Genomic DNA, 13781 nt, shown 5'->3' with positions numbered 1-13781 from the left:
CCGCGGGGCTAAAAATAGCTCCAACTGAAAAGTAAAGGAAGAAACATGCCGCGTCGTCGCGAAGTCCCCAAGCGGGAAGTGTTGCCGGATCCGAAGTTCGGTAACGTAGATGTAGCTAAGTTCATGAACGTGCTGATGCTCTCCGGCAAGAAGTCGGTTGCTGAGCGTATCGTGTACGGCGCTTTCGAACAGATCCAGACCAAGGGTGGCAAGGACCCGCTGGAAGTGTTCACGGTAGCGCTCAACAACGTCAAGCCGGTGGTCGAAGTTAAGAGCCGCCGCGTTGGTGGTGCGAACTATCAGGTTCCGGTCGAAGTGCGTCCGTCGCGTCGTATGGCATTGGCGATGCGTTGGTTGCGTGAAGCCGCGAAGAAGCGCAGCGAGAAGTCGATGGCCCTGCGTCTGGCAGGTGAACTTTCCGAAGCGGCCGAAGGCCGTGGCGGCGCGATGAAGAAGCGCGACGAAGTTCACCGGATGGCAGAAGCCAACAAGGCGTTCTCGCACTTCCGTTTCTAAGCTTCCCGAACCCGGGTTTAGCAGAAAAAGCGGAAAGAAATTCCGGGCGGGTGCGCTTACAAAGCGCCTCGCCCGTTTGTGTTACAGCGCGATGGGTATTTTCTCGCATCGCGTCATCCCAATAGAGGATCAAAGTGGCTCGCAAGACACCTATCGAGCGCTACCGTAACATCGGTATTAGCGCTCACATCGACGCCGGCAAAACGACGACGACCGAGCGCATCCTGTTCTACACTGGCGTGAACCACAAGATTGGTGAAGTTCACGACGGCGCTGCCACCATGGACTGGATGGAGCAGGAGCAGGAACGCGGCATCACGATCACGTCCGCTGCTACCACGGCATTCTGGAAAGGCATGGCCGGCGACCGCGCTGAGCACCGCATCAACATCATCGACACCCCGGGCCACGTTGACTTCACGATTGAAGTTGAGCGCTCGATGCGCGTGCTCGACGGCGCATGCATGGTGTATTGCGCAGTGGGCGGCGTGCAGCCCCAGTCGGAAACCGTGTGGCGTCAGGCTAACAAGTACAAGGTTCCCCGTCTCGCGTTCATCAACAAGATGGACCGTACCGGCGCGAACTTCTTCAAGGTCTACGACCAGCTCAAGCTGCGTCTGAAGGCGAACCCGGTTCCGGTCGTGGTGCCTATCGGCGCAGAAGAAACGTTCACGGGCGTGGTCGATCTGCTGAAGATGAAAGCGATCATTTGGGACGAGGCGTCCCAAGGTACCAAGTTCTCGTATGAAGAAATCCCGGCAGAACTCGTCGACACGTGCAACGAATGGCGCGAGAAGATGGTCGAAGCTGCGGCTGAATCGAGCGAAGACCTGATGAACAAGTACCTCGAAGAAGGCGAGTTGACCGAGGCAGAAATCGTCAAGGGTCTGCGCGACCGTACGATTGCTTGCGAAATTCAGCCGATGCTTTGCGGTACCGCGTTCAAGAACAAGGGCGTGCAACGCATGCTGGACGCCGTGCTCGACTTCCTGCCGTCGCCGATCGACATTCCGCCGGTTACGGGCGAACTCGAAAACGGTGAAAAGGCTGAGCGTCGCGCAGCTGACGACGAGAAGTTCTCGTCCCTCGCATTCAAGATCATGACCGACCCGTTTGTCGGCCAGCTGATCTTCTTCCGTGTGTACTCCGGCACGACGAAGTCGGGTGACACGCTGCTGAATGCGACCAAGGACAAGAAGGAACGTCTGGGTCGTATTCTGCTGATGCACGCAAACCAGCGTGAAGAAATCAAGGAAGTGCACGCAGGCGACATCGCTGCGGCTGTTGGCCTGAAAGACGCAACCACGGGCGACACGCTGTGCGATCCGCTGCACCCGATCGTGCTCGAACGCATGATTTTCCCGGAGCCGGTGATTTCGCAGGCTGTTGAGCCGAAGACGAAGCCGGACCAGGAAAAGATGGGTCTGGCCCTGAACCGTCTGGCTCAGGAAGATCCGTCGTTCCGCGTTCAAACGGACGAAGAATCGGGTCAAACCATTATTTCGGGCATGGGCGAGCTCCACCTGGAAATTCTGGTCGACCGGATGAAGCGTGAATTCGGCGTCGAAGCAACCGTCGGCAAGCCGCAAGTGGCGTATCGTGAAACGATCCGCGGCAAGGCGGAAGACGTTGACGGTAAGTTCGTCAAGCAGTCGGGTGGTCGCGGCCAGTACGGTCACGCGGTCATCACGCTCGAGCCGAATGAGCAGGGCAAGGGCTACGAGTTCCTGGACGAGATCAAGGGCGGTGTGATTCCGCGTGAATACATCCCGGCAGTCGACAAGGGTATCCAGGAAACGCTGAAGGCTGGCGTGCTGGCAGGCTTCCCGGTCGTTGACGTGAAGGTTCACCTGACGTTCGGTTCGTACCACGACGTCGACTCGAACGAAAATGCGTTTCGCATGGCCGGTTCGATGGCGTTCAAGGAAGCAATGCGCAAGGCTCAACCGGTCATCCTCGAACCGATGATGGCTGTGGAAGTCGAAACGCCTGAAGATTACATGGGCAACGTGATGGGCGATCTGTCGGGTCGTCGCGGCATCGTTCAGGGCATGGACGACATGGTTGGCGGCGGCAAGATCGTTCGCGCCGAAGTCCCGCTGTCGGAAATGTTCGGCTACTCGACCTCGCTGCGTTCGCTGACCCAGGGTCGTGCAACGTACACGATGGAGTTCAAGCACTACTCCGAAGCACCGCGTAACGTGTCGGAAGCGATCATCAACGCCAAGTCGAAGTAATCGCGCGGCAAGTCATTCAACGATTAACTTTTTGAAAGAAGAGAAACATGGCTAAAGGTAAATTCGAACGGACCAAGCCGCACGTGAACGTCGGCACGATCGGTCACGTTGACCACGGCAAGACCACGCTGACGGCAGCGATCACGACGGTGCTGACCAAGAAGTTTGGCGGCGAAGCAAAGGCATACGACCAGATCGACGCGGCGCCGGAAGAAAAGGCACGTGGCATCACGATCAACACGGCGCACGTCGAGTACGAAACGGCTAACCGCCACTACGCACACGTCGACTGCCCGGGCCACGCTGACTATGTGAAGAACATGATCACGGGCGCAGCGCAGATGGACGGCGCGATCCTGGTGTGCTCGGCTGCAGACGGCCCGATGCCGCAAACGCGTGAGCACATCCTGCTGGCGCGTCAGGTTGGCGTTCCGTACATCATCGTGTTCCTGAACAAGTGCGACATGGTGGACGACGCCGAGCTGCTGGAACTGGTCGAGATGGAAGTTCGCGAACTTCTGTCGAAGTACGACTTCCCGGGCGACGACACGCCGATCATCAAGGGTTCGGCCAAGCTGGCGCTGGAAGGCGACACGGGCGAGCTGGGCGAAGTGGCGATCATGAATCTGGCCGACGCGCTGGACACGTACATCCCGACGCCGGAGCGCGCAGTTGACGGTGCGTTCCTGATGCCGGTGGAAGACGTGTTCTCGATCTCGGGTCGCGGCACGGTGGTGACGGGTCGCGTTGAGCGCGGCGTCGTGAAGGTCGGCGAAGAAATCGAAATCGTCGGTATCAAGCCGACGGTGAAGACGACCTGCACGGGCGTGGAAATGTTCCGCAAGCTGCTCGACCAGGGTCAGGCAGGCGACAACGTGGGTATCCTGCTGCGCGGCACGAAGCGTGAAGACGTGGAGCGTGGCCAGGTTCTGGCGAAGCCGGGTTCGATCAACCCGCACACGCACTTCACGGCTGAAGTGTACGTGCTGAGCAAGGACGAAGGTGGCCGCCACACGCCGTTCTTCAACAACTATCGTCCGCAGTTCTACTTCCGTACGACGGACGTGACGGGCTCGATCGAGTTGCCGAAGGACAAGGAAATGGTCATGCCGGGCGACAACGTGTCGATCACGGTGAAGCTGATCAACCCGATCGCGATGGAAGAAGGTCTGCGCTTCGCAATTCGCGAAGGCGGCCGTACGGTCGGCGCAGGTGTGGTTGCTAAGATTCTCGAGTAAAATCGCGGATTGAACTTGCAGTAAGTGGTGCCCGGAGCCGGGCGCCGGCCCACAGCGGGCGCCCGGCTCTACGTTCTTTTACTATCTGGCGGCGCAATACCGCCTCGCTCTTTCCAAGGAATTGTCATGCAGAACCAGAAAATCCGCATTCGCCTGAAGGCTTTCGACTATCGTCTGATCGATCAATCGGCAGCTGAAATCGTCGATACGGCAAAGCGGACTGGCGCAATCGTTCGTGGTCCGGTGCCCCTGCCGACCCGCATTCAACGTTTCGACATCCTGCGTTCGCCGCACGTCAACAAGACGTCGCGCGATCAGCTCGAAATCCGTACGCACCAACGCCTGATGGACATCGTCGATCCGACGGACAAGACCGTTGACGCACTGATGAAGCTGGACCTGCCGGCTGGCGTGGACGTGGAAATCAAGCTGCAATAAGGCTTCCAGAGGTTGTCCGGCTTGCCGGGCAACGCTAAGTCATTGATTGCTTGCGGAAAACGAAAAGCCTCGCTATAATGCAAGGCTTTTCGCGCATTTGCGCAAAAAAGTCGGTGTGCTGCAGCATGAATTCATGCCCGAAACGGCACCGGCATTTTGTAAATTAGCCCCGACCAATCGCAGTCGGGAATGGAGAAAACGATGAGCCTTGGACTCGTAGGTCGCAAGGTTGGCATGACCCGTATCTTCACGGCAGAAGGGGATTCGATTCCCGTTACCGTGCTGGACGTGTCCGACAACCGCGTGACGCAGATCAAGACTGTTGAAACCGATGGCTACACGGCCGTGCAGGTTGCATTCGGTACGCGCCGTGCATCGCGTGTGACGAAGCCGTTGGCCGGTCATCTCGCCAAAGCCGGTGTTCAAGCCGGTGAAATCCTCAAAGAATTCCAGATCGATGCTGCCAAGGCTGCCGAGTTGTCGAACGGCACCGTGGTCGGTCCCGACCTGTTCGAAGTAGGCCAGAAGGTCGACGTGCAAGGCGTGTCGATCGGTAAGGGCTACGCCGGTACCATCAAGCGTTACAACTTCGCATCCGGCCGTGCATCGCACGGTAACTCGCGCTCGCACAACGTGCCGGGTTCGATCGGTATGGCGCAGGATCCGGGTCGTGTTTTCCCGGGTAAGCGCATGACCGGTCACATGGGTGACGATACGGTAACCGTGCAAAACCTCGAAATCGCTCGTATCGACGCTGACCGCAAGCTGTTGCTGGTCAAGGGCGCCGTTCCGGGTGCGAAGGGTGGCAAGGTATTCGTTACGCCGGCCGTGAAGACGCGTGCCGTGAAAGGAGCGAAATAATGGAACTTAAGCTCCTGAATGCCAATGGTCAGGAAGGTGCAGGCGTTAGCGCGTCGGACGTAGTGTTCGGTCGCGATTACAACGAAGCCCTGATTCACCAGGTCGTGGTGGCGTACCAAGCGAATGCCCGTAGCGGCAACCGCGCGCAGAAGGATCGTGAGCAAGTCAAGCACACGACCAAGAAGCCGTGGCGCCAGAAGGGTACGGGCCGCGCCCGTGCCGGTATGTCGTCGAGCCCGCTGTGGCGCGGCGGTGGCCGGATCTTCCCGAATTCGCCGGAAGAAAACTTTTCGCACAAGGTCAACAAGAAGATGCATCGCGCAGGTCTCTGCTCGATCTTCTCGCAGCTGGCCCGCGAAGGCCGCATCTCGGTGGTCGACGAGCTGACGCTCGAAGCGCCGAAGACGAAGCTGCTGGCCGAAAAATTCAAGGCGATGGGTCTCGACTCCGTGCTGGTGATTACCGACACGGTTGACGAAAACCTGTACCTCGCGTCGCGCAACCTCGCCCATGTGGCAGTTGTCGAGCCGCGTTACGCCGACCCGCTGTCGCTGATCTACTTCAAGAAGATCCTGATCACGAAGGCTGCGGTCGCCCAGATCGAGGAGTTGCTGTCATGAGCGAGATTCGCAAGAACGATCATCGTTTGATGCAGGTCCTGCTCGCGCCGGTGATCTCCGAAAAGGCGACGCTGGTGGCCGACAAGAACGAGCAAGTTGTGTTCGAAGTCGCGCCCGATGCCACGAAGCAGGAAGTGAAAGCTGCAGTCGAGCTGCTGTTCAAGGTGGAAGTCAATTCCGTCAACGTGCTGGTCTCGAAGGGCAAAGCCAAGCGCTTTGGCCGCTTCATGGGCAAGCGCAAGGACGTGAAGAAGGCGTACGTCTGCCTGAAGCCCGGCCAGGAAATCAACTTTGAAGCGGAGGCCAAGTAATCATGGCAATCGTTAAAGTTAAGCCGACTTCGCCGGGTCGCCGTGCGATGGTCAAGGTGGTCAACAAGGATCTGCATAAGGGCAAGCCGTTCGCACCGCTGCTCGATTCGCAATCCACGACCGCCGGCCGTAACAACAACGGCCACATCACCACGCGCCATAAGGGTGGTGGTCATAAGCATCACTACCGTGTCGTCGATTTCCGTCGCAACAAGGACGGCATTCCGGCAAAGGTTGAACGTCTTGAGTACGATCCGAACCGTAGCGCGAACATCGCGCTGGTTCTGTACGCAGACGGCGAGCGCAAGTACATCATCGCTCCGAAGGGTGTGACGGTTGGCCAGCAACTGATGTCGGGTTCGGAAGCTCCGATCCGCGCAGGTAACACGCTGCCGATCCGCAACATTCCGGTCGGTACGACGATCCACTGCATCGAAATGCTGCCGGGCAAGGGCGCGCAAATGGCGCGTTCGGCTGGCACGTCGGCGATGTTGCTGGCTCGTGAAGGCATCTACGCACAGGTCCGTCTGCGCTCCGGTGAAATCCGCCGCGTTCACGTTGAATGCCGCGCGACGATTGGTGAAGTTGGCAACGAAGAGCACAGCCTCCGTCAAATCGGTAAGGCTGGCGCGAACCGCTGGCGCGGTATCCGCCCGACGGTGCGTGGCGTTGCAATGAACCCGGTCGATCACCCGCACGGTGGTGGTGAAGGCAAGACGGCTGCAGGTCGCGATCCGGTGAGCCCGTGGGGCACGCCTGCTAAGGGTTATCGCACCCGCAGCAACAAGCGCACGACGAGCATGATCGTCCAGCGCCGTCACAAGCGTTAAGGAGTAGGCAATGGCACGTTCTGTAAAAAAAGGTCCGTTCTGCGACGCCCATTTGCTGAAGAAAGTTGAGTCGGCAGCCGCTGCACGTGACAAGAAGCCGATCAAAACCTGGTCGCGTCGTTCGACGATTCTGCCGGACTTCATCGGTTTGACGATTGCTGTGCATAACGGCCGTCAACACGTTCCGGTGTACATCTCGGAAAACATGGTCGGCCACAAGCTTGGCGAGTTCGCATTGACCCGGACGTTCAAGGGTCATGCAGCCGACAAGAAGGCTAAGAAATAAGGGGATCATGATGGAAGTGAAAGCAATTCATCGCGGTGCCCGCATCTCGGCGCAGAAAACGCGCCTTGTGGCTGACCAGATCCGCGGTTTGCCGGTCGACAAGGCGTTGAACGTTCTGACGTTCTCGCCGAAGAAGGCTGCGGGAATCGTGAAAAAGGTTGTGCTGTCGGCGATCGCGAATGCGGAGCATAACGAAGGCGCCGATATCGACGAGCTCAAAGTAACGAGCATCATGGTCGACAAGGCTGCGTCGCTCAAGCGTTTTACCGCGCGCGCTAAAGGCCGCGGTAACCGCATCGAGAAGCAATCCTGTCACATCACTGTGACGGTCGGGAATTAAGGAGTCATACGATGGGACAGAAAATTCATCCGACTGGCTTCCGTTTGGCCGTCAGCCGCAATTGGGCGTCGCGTTGGTACGCGAACAACAACAATTTCGCGGCGATGTTGCAGGAAGACATCGGTGTTCGTGAATACCTGAAGAAGAAGCTGAAAAACGCTTCGGTTGGTCGCGTCGTTATCGAGCGTCCGGCGAAGAACGCGCGCATCACGATTTATAGCTCGCGTCCGGGTGTCGTCATCGGTAAGAAGGGCGAGGATATCGAGCTGCTGAAGTCGGAACTGCAACGCCGCATGGGCGTTCCGGTCCACGTCAACATCGAAGAAATCCGTAAGCCGGAAACCGATGCGCAACTGATCGCGGATTCGATCACGCAACAACTCGAGCGCCGGATTATGTTCCGCCGCGCGATGAAGCGTGCGATGCAAAACGCAATGCGTCTGGGTGCTCAAGGCATCAAGATCATGAGCGCTGGCCGCCTGAACGGTATCGAAATCGCTCGTACGGAATGGTATCGCGAAGGTCGCGTGCCCCTTCATACGCTGCGTGCTGATATCGACTACGCAACTTCGGAAGCGAAGACGACGTACGGCATCATCGGCGTGAAGGTGTGGGTCTACAAGGGCGACACGCTCGGCCGCAACGACGCACCGGTGGTTGAAGAAGTCGCCGAAGAAAAGCGTCCGCGCCGCAACGCACGTCCGGGTGGCGATCGCCGTCCGCGTCGCGATGGTGAAGGTGGTGGCCCGGCAGGTGCACGCCGTGGCGCTCCTCGTCGTGCTGGCGGTGCCGGCGACGGCGGGAAGACTGGAGAATAACGATGCTGCAACCGAAACGCAGAAAGTATCGCAAAGAGCAGAAGGGTCGTAACACCGGTATCGCTACCCGCGGCAACGCGGTGTCGTTCGGTGAGTTCGGCCTGAAGGCTATCGGTCGTGGTCGCTTGACCGCGCGCCAGATTGAAGCGGCACGTCGTGCAATGACGCGTCACATCAAGCGTGGTGGCCGCATCTGGATCCGCATCTTCCCGGACAAGCCGATCTCGCACAAGCCGGCTGAAGTACGGATGGGTAACGGTAAAGGTAACCCTGAGTACTACGTCGCAGAGATTCAACCGGGCAAGATGCTGTACGAAATGGACGGCGTAACCGAAGAGCTGGCACGCGAAGCGTTCCGTCTGGCTGCAGCTAAGCTGCCGCTTAAGACGACGTTTATCGTGCGTCAGCTCGGCGCCTAAGGAGCAAATGATGAAGGCTTCCGAACTTCACCAGAAAGATCAGGCCGCGCTCAACAAGGAGCTGACGGACCTGTTGAAGGCGCAATTCGGCCTGCGCATGCAACTCGCGACCCAGCAGCTCACGAACACGAGCCAGCTGAAGAAGGTTCGTCGCGACATCGCACGCGTGCGGACCGTCCTGACTGAGAAGGCGAACCAGAAATGAACGATAGCGTAAAAACCTCGCTCAAGCGGACGCTGGTCGGCAAGGTCGTCAGCAACAAGATGGACAAGACGGTCACCGTGCTGGTTGAGCACCGCGTGAAGCACCCGATCTACGGCAAGTACGTTGTGCGTTCGAAGAAGTACCACGCGCACGACGATGCGAACACTTACAACGAGGGTGACCTCGTTGAAATCCAGGAAACGCGTCCGATTTCGAAGACGAAAGCTTGGGTTGTGGCTCGCCTGGTCGAGGCTGCTCGCGTCATCTGACGCCGCAAAGCTGTAGAAGTAGTTGAAATCGCAGTAAGTTTCGCTTGCAAGGCCGGGATTATCAGTTATAATCTCGGTCTTCCCTCTTTTATGGGAGCCCCGTCGCGGGCGAAGTTGGTGGGGGAAGCGGTTCAGGCGCCAGTCTGTTCCGAAGGATTCACCGGATTGCGATGGCGGGTTTCGTTTGCCGTCGCTGCTGTTCATACCCAAGCAGCCGATTGGCTGACGGGACCAAGACTGACCGGGTACGCCATGGTGGTGTGACCGGATTAAGTTGGGAAAGATAAACCATGATCCAGACCGAAACTCGGCTTGAAGTGGCCGACAACACCGGTGCGCGTGAAGTCATGTGCATCAAGGTTCTCGGCGGCTCGAAGCGTCGTTATGCCAGCATTGGCGACATCATCAAGGTGACCGTCAAAGAAGCAACGCCGCGCGGGCGCGTGAAGAAAGGCGAAATTTATAACGCCGTGGTGGTTCGCACCGCCAAGGGCGTGCGTCGTCAAGACGGCTCGCTGATCAAGTTCGATGGCAATGCCGCAGTGCTGTTGAATGCCAAGCTCGAACCTATTGGCACCCGTATTTTCGGGCCTGTTACGCGCGAGTTGCGCAGCGAACGATTCATGAAGATCGTTTCGTTGGCACCTGAAGTGCTGTAAGGAGTCGCGATGAACAAGATTCGCAAAGGTGACGAAGTTATCGTCATCACCGGCAAAGATAAGGGCAAGCGCGGCATCGTGCTGTCCGTTGGCGAAGGCACTGTGATTGTCGAGGGTATCAACCTCGTCAAGAAGCACGTCAAGCCGAACCCGATGAAGGGTACGACGGGCGGTGTGGAAGCCAAGACGATGCCGCTGCAAATTTCGAACGTCGCATTGGTCGACGCGAATGGCAAGGCGTCGCGTGTAGGCATCAAGGTCGAAGGAGACAAGAAGGTCCGTTTCCTTAAGACGACCGGTGCCGAGCTGAGCGCCTGACGCAGCGGAGTAAAAAAATGGCTCGTTTGCAAGAGTTTTACAAAGAAAAGGTTGTACCCGGCCTCATCGAGAAGTTCGGTTACAAGTCCGTGATGGAAGTGCCGCGCATCACCAAGATCACCCTGAACATGGGCCTTGGCGAAGCGGTTGCTGACAAGAAGATCATCGAAAACGCCGTTGGCGACCTGACGAAGATCGCAGGCCAGAAGCCGGTGATCACGAAGGCACGCAAGGCAATCGCTGGCTTCAAGATCCGTCAGGGCTATCCGATCGGTGCAATGGTCACGTTACGTGGTCAGGCAATGTACGAATTTCTGGACCGTTTCGTGACGGTTGCGCTCCCCCGTGTGCGCGACTTCCGTGGCGTGTCGGGTCGTGCATTTGATGGTCGCGGCAACTACAACATCGGTGTGAAAGAGCAGATCATTTTCCCCGAAATCGACTACGACAAGATCGACGCACTGCGTGGGCTGAACATCAGCATCACGACAACTGCGAAGACCGACGACGAAGCAAAGGCTCTGCTCGCCAGCTTCAAGTTCCCGTTCAGAAACTGAGGTTACCGTGGCTAAACTGGCACTGATCGAACGTGAAAAGAAGCGTGCTCGCCTGGCCGCTAAGTACGCTCCCAAGCGTGCTGAGCTGAAAGCGATCATCGGCGATATGAGCAAGTCGGACGAAGAGCATTACGTAGCACGTCTGGAACTGCAACAACTGCCGCGCAACTCTAACCCGACCCGTAAGCGCAATCGTTGTGCAATTACCGGTCGCCCGCGTGGCACGTTCCGTAAATTCGGGCTGGCGCGTAACAAGATTCGCGAAATCGCGTTCCGCGGCGAGATCCCTGGCCTGACCAAGGCGAGCTGGTAATAGGAGAAACGTAAATGAGCATGAGTGATCCTATCGCCGATATGCTGACTCGCATCCGCAATGCGCAGATGGTTGAGAAAGTTTCGGTGACAATGCCCTCGTCGAAAGTCAAGGTTGCGATTGCGCAGGTCCTGAAGGACGAAGGCTATATCGATGATTTCGCAGTGAAGTCCGAAGGTGCGAAGTCTGAATTGAACATCGTGTTGAAGTACTACGCTGGCCGTCCGGTGATCGAGCGCATTGAACGCGTTTCGAAGCCTGGTCTGCGTGTGTACCGCGGCCGTAACGACATCCCCGTGGTCATGAATGGCCTCGGCGTGGCAATCGTGTCGACGCCGAAGGGCGTGATGACGGACCGCAAGGCGCGTGCAACGGGCGTTGGCGGCGAAGTCATCTGCTACGTCGCTTAAGGCCGAAAGGAGAGAAACATGTCTCGAGTAGGTAAAAGCCCGATCGCGCTGCAAGGCGCAGAAGTGGCCCTGAGCGACGAACGCATTACCGTCAAGGGCCCGCTGGGTACGATTTCGCAGGCTGCAAACAGCCTCGTGAAAGTGGTGAACGACAACGGCACGCTGAAGTTCGAGCCGGTGGATGAAAGCCGCGAAGCGAATGCGATGTCGGGCACGATGCGCGCACTGGTTGCGAACATGGTGAACGGCGTGACGAAGGGTTTCGAGCGCAAGCTGACGCTGGTTGGCGTCGGTTACCGCGCACAGGCGCAAGGCGACAAGCTGAATCTGTCGCTGGGTTTCTCGCACCCCGTGGTGCACCAGATGCCGGAAGGCGTCAAGGCTGAAACCCCGACGCAAACCGAAATCGTGATCAAGGGGATCAACAAGCAACAAGTTGGCCAAGTCGCTGCAGAAGTGCGCGGCTATCGCCCGCCGGAGCCCTACAAGGGCAAGGGTGTGCGTTACGCCAATGAGGTTGTGATCCTCAAAGAAACGAAGAAGAAGTAAGGGTGCGCAATCATGGATAAGACTCAATCTCGCCTGCGCCGCGCTCGTCAGACGCGTATCAAGATCGCTGAGCTGCAGGTCGCGCGTCTCGCCGTGCATCGCACGAACACGCACATCTATGCGCAAGTGTTCTCGCCGTGCGGCACCAAGGTGCTCGCCAGCGCGTCGACGCTCGAAGCCGAAGTGCGTGCGCAACTGGCTGATCAGACGGGCAAGGGCGGCAACGTCGCTGCTGCGACCCTGATCGGTAAGCGCATTGCAGAAAAGGCTAAGGCTGCCGGCATCGAATCCGTCGCCTTCGACCGTTCGGGTTTCCGTTACCACGGCCGCGTGAAAGCGCTGGCTGATGCGGCGCGCGAAGCCGGACTCAAGTTCTAAGGGAAGAATTCGTCATGGCAAAGATGCAAGCGAAAGTTCAGGCTGACGAACGCGACGACGGCCTGCGCGAAAAGATGATTTCGGTCAACCGCGTGACCAAGGTTGTGAAGGGCGGCCGGATTCTCGGTTTTGCCGCACTGACCGTGGTTGGCGACGGTGATGGCCGCGTCGGTATGGGCAAGGGCAAGGCGAAGGAAGTGCCGGTCGCTGTTCAGAAGGCGATGGAACAGGCTCGCCGCAACATGTTCAAGGTGCCGCTTAAGAACGGTACCCTGCAACACGAAGTGCACGGTAAGCACGGCGCATCGATGGTCCTCCTGGCTCCGGCCAAGGACGGTACCGGTGTGATCGCTGGCGGCCCGATGCGCGCAGTGTTCGACGTGATGGGCGTGCAGAACGTTGTGGCCAAGAGCCACGGTTCGACGAACCCGTACAACCTCGTTCGTGCAACGCTCGACGGTCTGCGCAAGCAGTCGACGCCGGGTGATATCGCGGCGAAGCGCGGCAAGTCCGTCGAAGATATTCTGGGCTAAGGTGGACACCATGTCTGATAAAACTGTCAAGGTCCAGCTCGTCAAGAGCCTGATCGGCACCCGTGAAACGCACCGTGCTACGGTGCGTGGCCTGGGTCTGCGCCGACTCAACTCGGTTAGCGAGTTGCAGGACACGCCGGCTGTGCGCGGCATGATCAACAAGGTTTCGTACCTCGTTAAGGTCATCAGCTAAGCGGCTGACCAGGACTCAAGGAGTTGATAATGGAATTGAATAACCTGAAGCCGGCTGAAGGCTCGAAGCACGCTAAGCGTCGCGTCGGCCGTGGTATCGGCTCCGGTCTGGGCAAGACTGCTGGCCGTGGTCACAAGGGTCAGAAGTCGCGTTCGGGCGGCTTTCACAAGGTTGGCTTCGAAGGCGGTCAAATGCCGCTGCAACGTCGCCTGCCGAAGCGTGGCTTCACCTCGCTGACGAAGGAATTCGTCGGTGAAGTGCGTCTCTCTGATCTGGAAAAGCTGCCGGTCGACGAAATCGATCTGTTGGCTCTGAAGCAAGCCGGCCTGCTCGGCGAGCTGATCAAGAGCGCCAAGATCATCGCGACGGGCGAGCTCAAGCGCAAGGTCGTTGTGAAGGGTCTGGGTGCGACGAAGGGTGCGCGCGCTGCGATTGAAGCAGCCGGCGGCTCTTTTGCCGAGTAACGCGCAAGTTATTTGCCGT

Annotated in this window: 24 protein-coding genes; all 24 read left to right on the top strand. The window is 58.3% G+C overall.

Annotation, left to right across the window (positions count from 1 at the left end; genetic code table 11):
- Positions 1-45: 45 nt before the first annotated feature.
- The 24 genes from rpsG (at position 46) to rplO (ending at position 13762) form a co-directional block, all read left to right on the top strand.
- A complete protein-coding gene (gene rpsG, locus GNZ13_RS45720; protein ID WP_006053291.1) occupies positions 46-516 on the top strand; it encodes a 30S ribosomal protein S7 in 471 nt (156 codons plus the stop codon).
- Between the two features lie 134 nt (positions 517-650).
- The gene (fusA, locus tag GNZ13_RS45715) at positions 651-2753 is read left to right on the top strand and encodes an elongation factor G (protein ID WP_172177406.1); all 2103 of its coding nucleotides are present in this window, start codon (positions 651-653) and stop codon (positions 2751-2753) included.
- 47 nt (positions 2754-2800) lie between these two features.
- The gene (gene tuf, locus GNZ13_RS45710; protein ID WP_063497539.1) at positions 2801-3991 is read left to right on the top strand and encodes an elongation factor Tu; all 1191 of its coding nucleotides are present in this window, start codon (positions 2801-2803) and stop codon (positions 3989-3991) included.
- A gap of 126 nt (positions 3992-4117) precedes the next feature.
- Entirely contained in the window at positions 4118-4429 is a 312-nt protein-coding gene (gene rpsJ / locus GNZ13_RS45705) for a 30S ribosomal protein S10 (protein ID WP_006998489.1), read from the top strand.
- Between the two features lie 201 nt (positions 4430-4630).
- Positions 4631-5290 (top strand): 50S ribosomal protein L3, encoded by a 660-nt coding sequence (gene rplC / locus GNZ13_RS45700; protein ID WP_007180137.1) that lies wholly within the window; start codon positions 4631-4633, stop codon positions 5288-5290.
- Complete coding sequence (gene rplD / locus GNZ13_RS45695) at positions 5290-5910, top strand: 50S ribosomal protein L4 (RefSeq protein WP_007180136.1); 621 nt, start codon at positions 5290-5292, stop codon at positions 5908-5910. The genes rplC and rplD overlap by 1 nt, the downstream gene beginning before the upstream one ends.
- Positions 5907-6221 carry a 50S ribosomal protein L23 gene (rplW, locus tag GNZ13_RS45690; protein WP_007180135.1) on the top strand — a complete coding sequence of 105 codons (315 nt, stop codon included), beginning with the start codon at positions 5907-5909 and terminating at the stop codon, positions 6219-6221. Before rplD ends, rplW begins: the two co-directional genes overlap by 4 nt.
- Positions 6222-6223: 2 nt before the next feature.
- Positions 6224-7051: a 50S ribosomal protein L2 gene (gene rplB / locus GNZ13_RS45685; protein ID WP_063497538.1), complete on the top strand. Its 828-nt coding sequence runs from the start codon at positions 6224-6226 to the stop codon at positions 7049-7051.
- 10 nt (positions 7052-7061) lie between these two features.
- Entirely contained in the window at positions 7062-7337 is a 276-nt protein-coding gene (rpsS, locus tag GNZ13_RS45680) for a 30S ribosomal protein S19 (protein ID WP_054036552.1), read from the top strand.
- Between the two features lie 7 nt (positions 7338-7344).
- Entirely contained in the window at positions 7345-7677 is a 333-nt protein-coding gene (rplV, locus tag GNZ13_RS45675) for a 50S ribosomal protein L22 (RefSeq protein ID WP_197070230.1), read from the top strand.
- 11 nt (positions 7678-7688) lie between these two features.
- Positions 7689-8495, top strand: a complete 807-nt coding sequence (gene rpsC, locus GNZ13_RS45670; protein ID WP_011490053.1) for a 30S ribosomal protein S3 — start codon at positions 7689-7691, stop codon at positions 8493-8495.
- Positions 8496-8497: 2 nt separating this feature from the next.
- Positions 8498-8914, top strand: a complete 417-nt coding sequence (gene rplP / locus GNZ13_RS45665) for a 50S ribosomal protein L16 (protein WP_007180131.1) — start codon at positions 8498-8500, stop codon at positions 8912-8914.
- Between the two features lie 10 nt (positions 8915-8924).
- Positions 8925-9119, top strand: a complete 195-nt coding sequence (gene rpmC, locus GNZ13_RS45660; RefSeq protein ID WP_035933103.1) for a 50S ribosomal protein L29 — start codon at positions 8925-8927, stop codon at positions 9117-9119.
- Complete coding sequence (rpsQ, locus tag GNZ13_RS45655) at positions 9116-9388, top strand: 30S ribosomal protein S17 (RefSeq protein WP_007180129.1); 273 nt, start codon at positions 9116-9118, stop codon at positions 9386-9388. The genes rpmC and rpsQ overlap by 4 nt, the downstream gene beginning before the upstream one ends.
- A gap of 290 nt (positions 9389-9678) precedes the next feature.
- Positions 9679-10047, top strand: coding sequence for a 50S ribosomal protein L14 (gene rplN, locus GNZ13_RS45650; RefSeq protein ID WP_006052212.1), 369 nt, complete (start codon positions 9679-9681; stop codon positions 10045-10047).
- Positions 10048-10056: 9 nt separating this feature from the next.
- The gene (rplX, locus tag GNZ13_RS45645; RefSeq protein WP_172177404.1) at positions 10057-10365 is read left to right on the top strand and encodes a 50S ribosomal protein L24; all 309 of its coding nucleotides are present in this window, start codon (positions 10057-10059) and stop codon (positions 10363-10365) included.
- 17 nt (positions 10366-10382) lie between these two features.
- Positions 10383-10922, top strand: a complete 540-nt coding sequence (rplE, locus tag GNZ13_RS45640; RefSeq protein ID WP_006052214.1) for a 50S ribosomal protein L5 — start codon at positions 10383-10385, stop codon at positions 10920-10922.
- A gap of 7 nt (positions 10923-10929) precedes the next feature.
- On the top strand, positions 10930-11235 hold the full coding sequence (gene rpsN, locus GNZ13_RS45635; RefSeq protein WP_120289167.1) for a 30S ribosomal protein S14: 306 nt from the start codon (positions 10930-10932) through the stop codon (positions 11233-11235).
- A 14-nt stretch (positions 11236-11249) separates the two neighbouring features.
- A complete protein-coding gene (rpsH, locus tag GNZ13_RS45630) occupies positions 11250-11645 on the top strand; it encodes a 30S ribosomal protein S8 (RefSeq protein WP_006052216.1) in 396 nt (131 codons plus the stop codon).
- Positions 11646-11663: 18 nt separating this feature from the next.
- Entirely contained in the window at positions 11664-12194 is a 531-nt protein-coding gene (rplF, locus tag GNZ13_RS45625; RefSeq protein ID WP_028199570.1) for a 50S ribosomal protein L6, read from the top strand.
- 12 nt (positions 12195-12206) lie between these two features.
- Positions 12207-12572 (top strand): 50S ribosomal protein L18, encoded by a 366-nt coding sequence (gene rplR / locus GNZ13_RS45620; RefSeq protein WP_006052218.1) that lies wholly within the window; start codon positions 12207-12209, stop codon positions 12570-12572.
- A 14-nt stretch (positions 12573-12586) separates the two neighbouring features.
- A complete protein-coding gene (rpsE, locus tag GNZ13_RS45615; RefSeq protein WP_006052219.1) occupies positions 12587-13105 on the top strand; it encodes a 30S ribosomal protein S5 in 519 nt (172 codons plus the stop codon).
- Positions 13106-13115: 10 nt separating this feature from the next.
- Positions 13116-13298: a 50S ribosomal protein L30 gene (gene rpmD / locus GNZ13_RS45610; protein ID WP_007180126.1), complete on the top strand. Its 183-nt coding sequence runs from the start codon at positions 13116-13118 to the stop codon at positions 13296-13298.
- 29 nt (positions 13299-13327) lie between these two features.
- Entirely contained in the window at positions 13328-13762 is a 435-nt protein-coding gene (gene rplO, locus GNZ13_RS45605) for a 50S ribosomal protein L15 (protein WP_074281990.1), read from the top strand.
- Positions 13763-13781: the final 19 nt, after the last annotated feature.

The organism is Paraburkholderia elongata (assembly GCF_013177735.1).
Classification (GTDB): domain Bacteria; phylum Pseudomonadota; class Gammaproteobacteria; order Burkholderiales; family Burkholderiaceae; genus Paraburkholderia; species Paraburkholderia elongata.
This window is presented reverse-complemented; position numbering and strand designations above follow the sequence as displayed.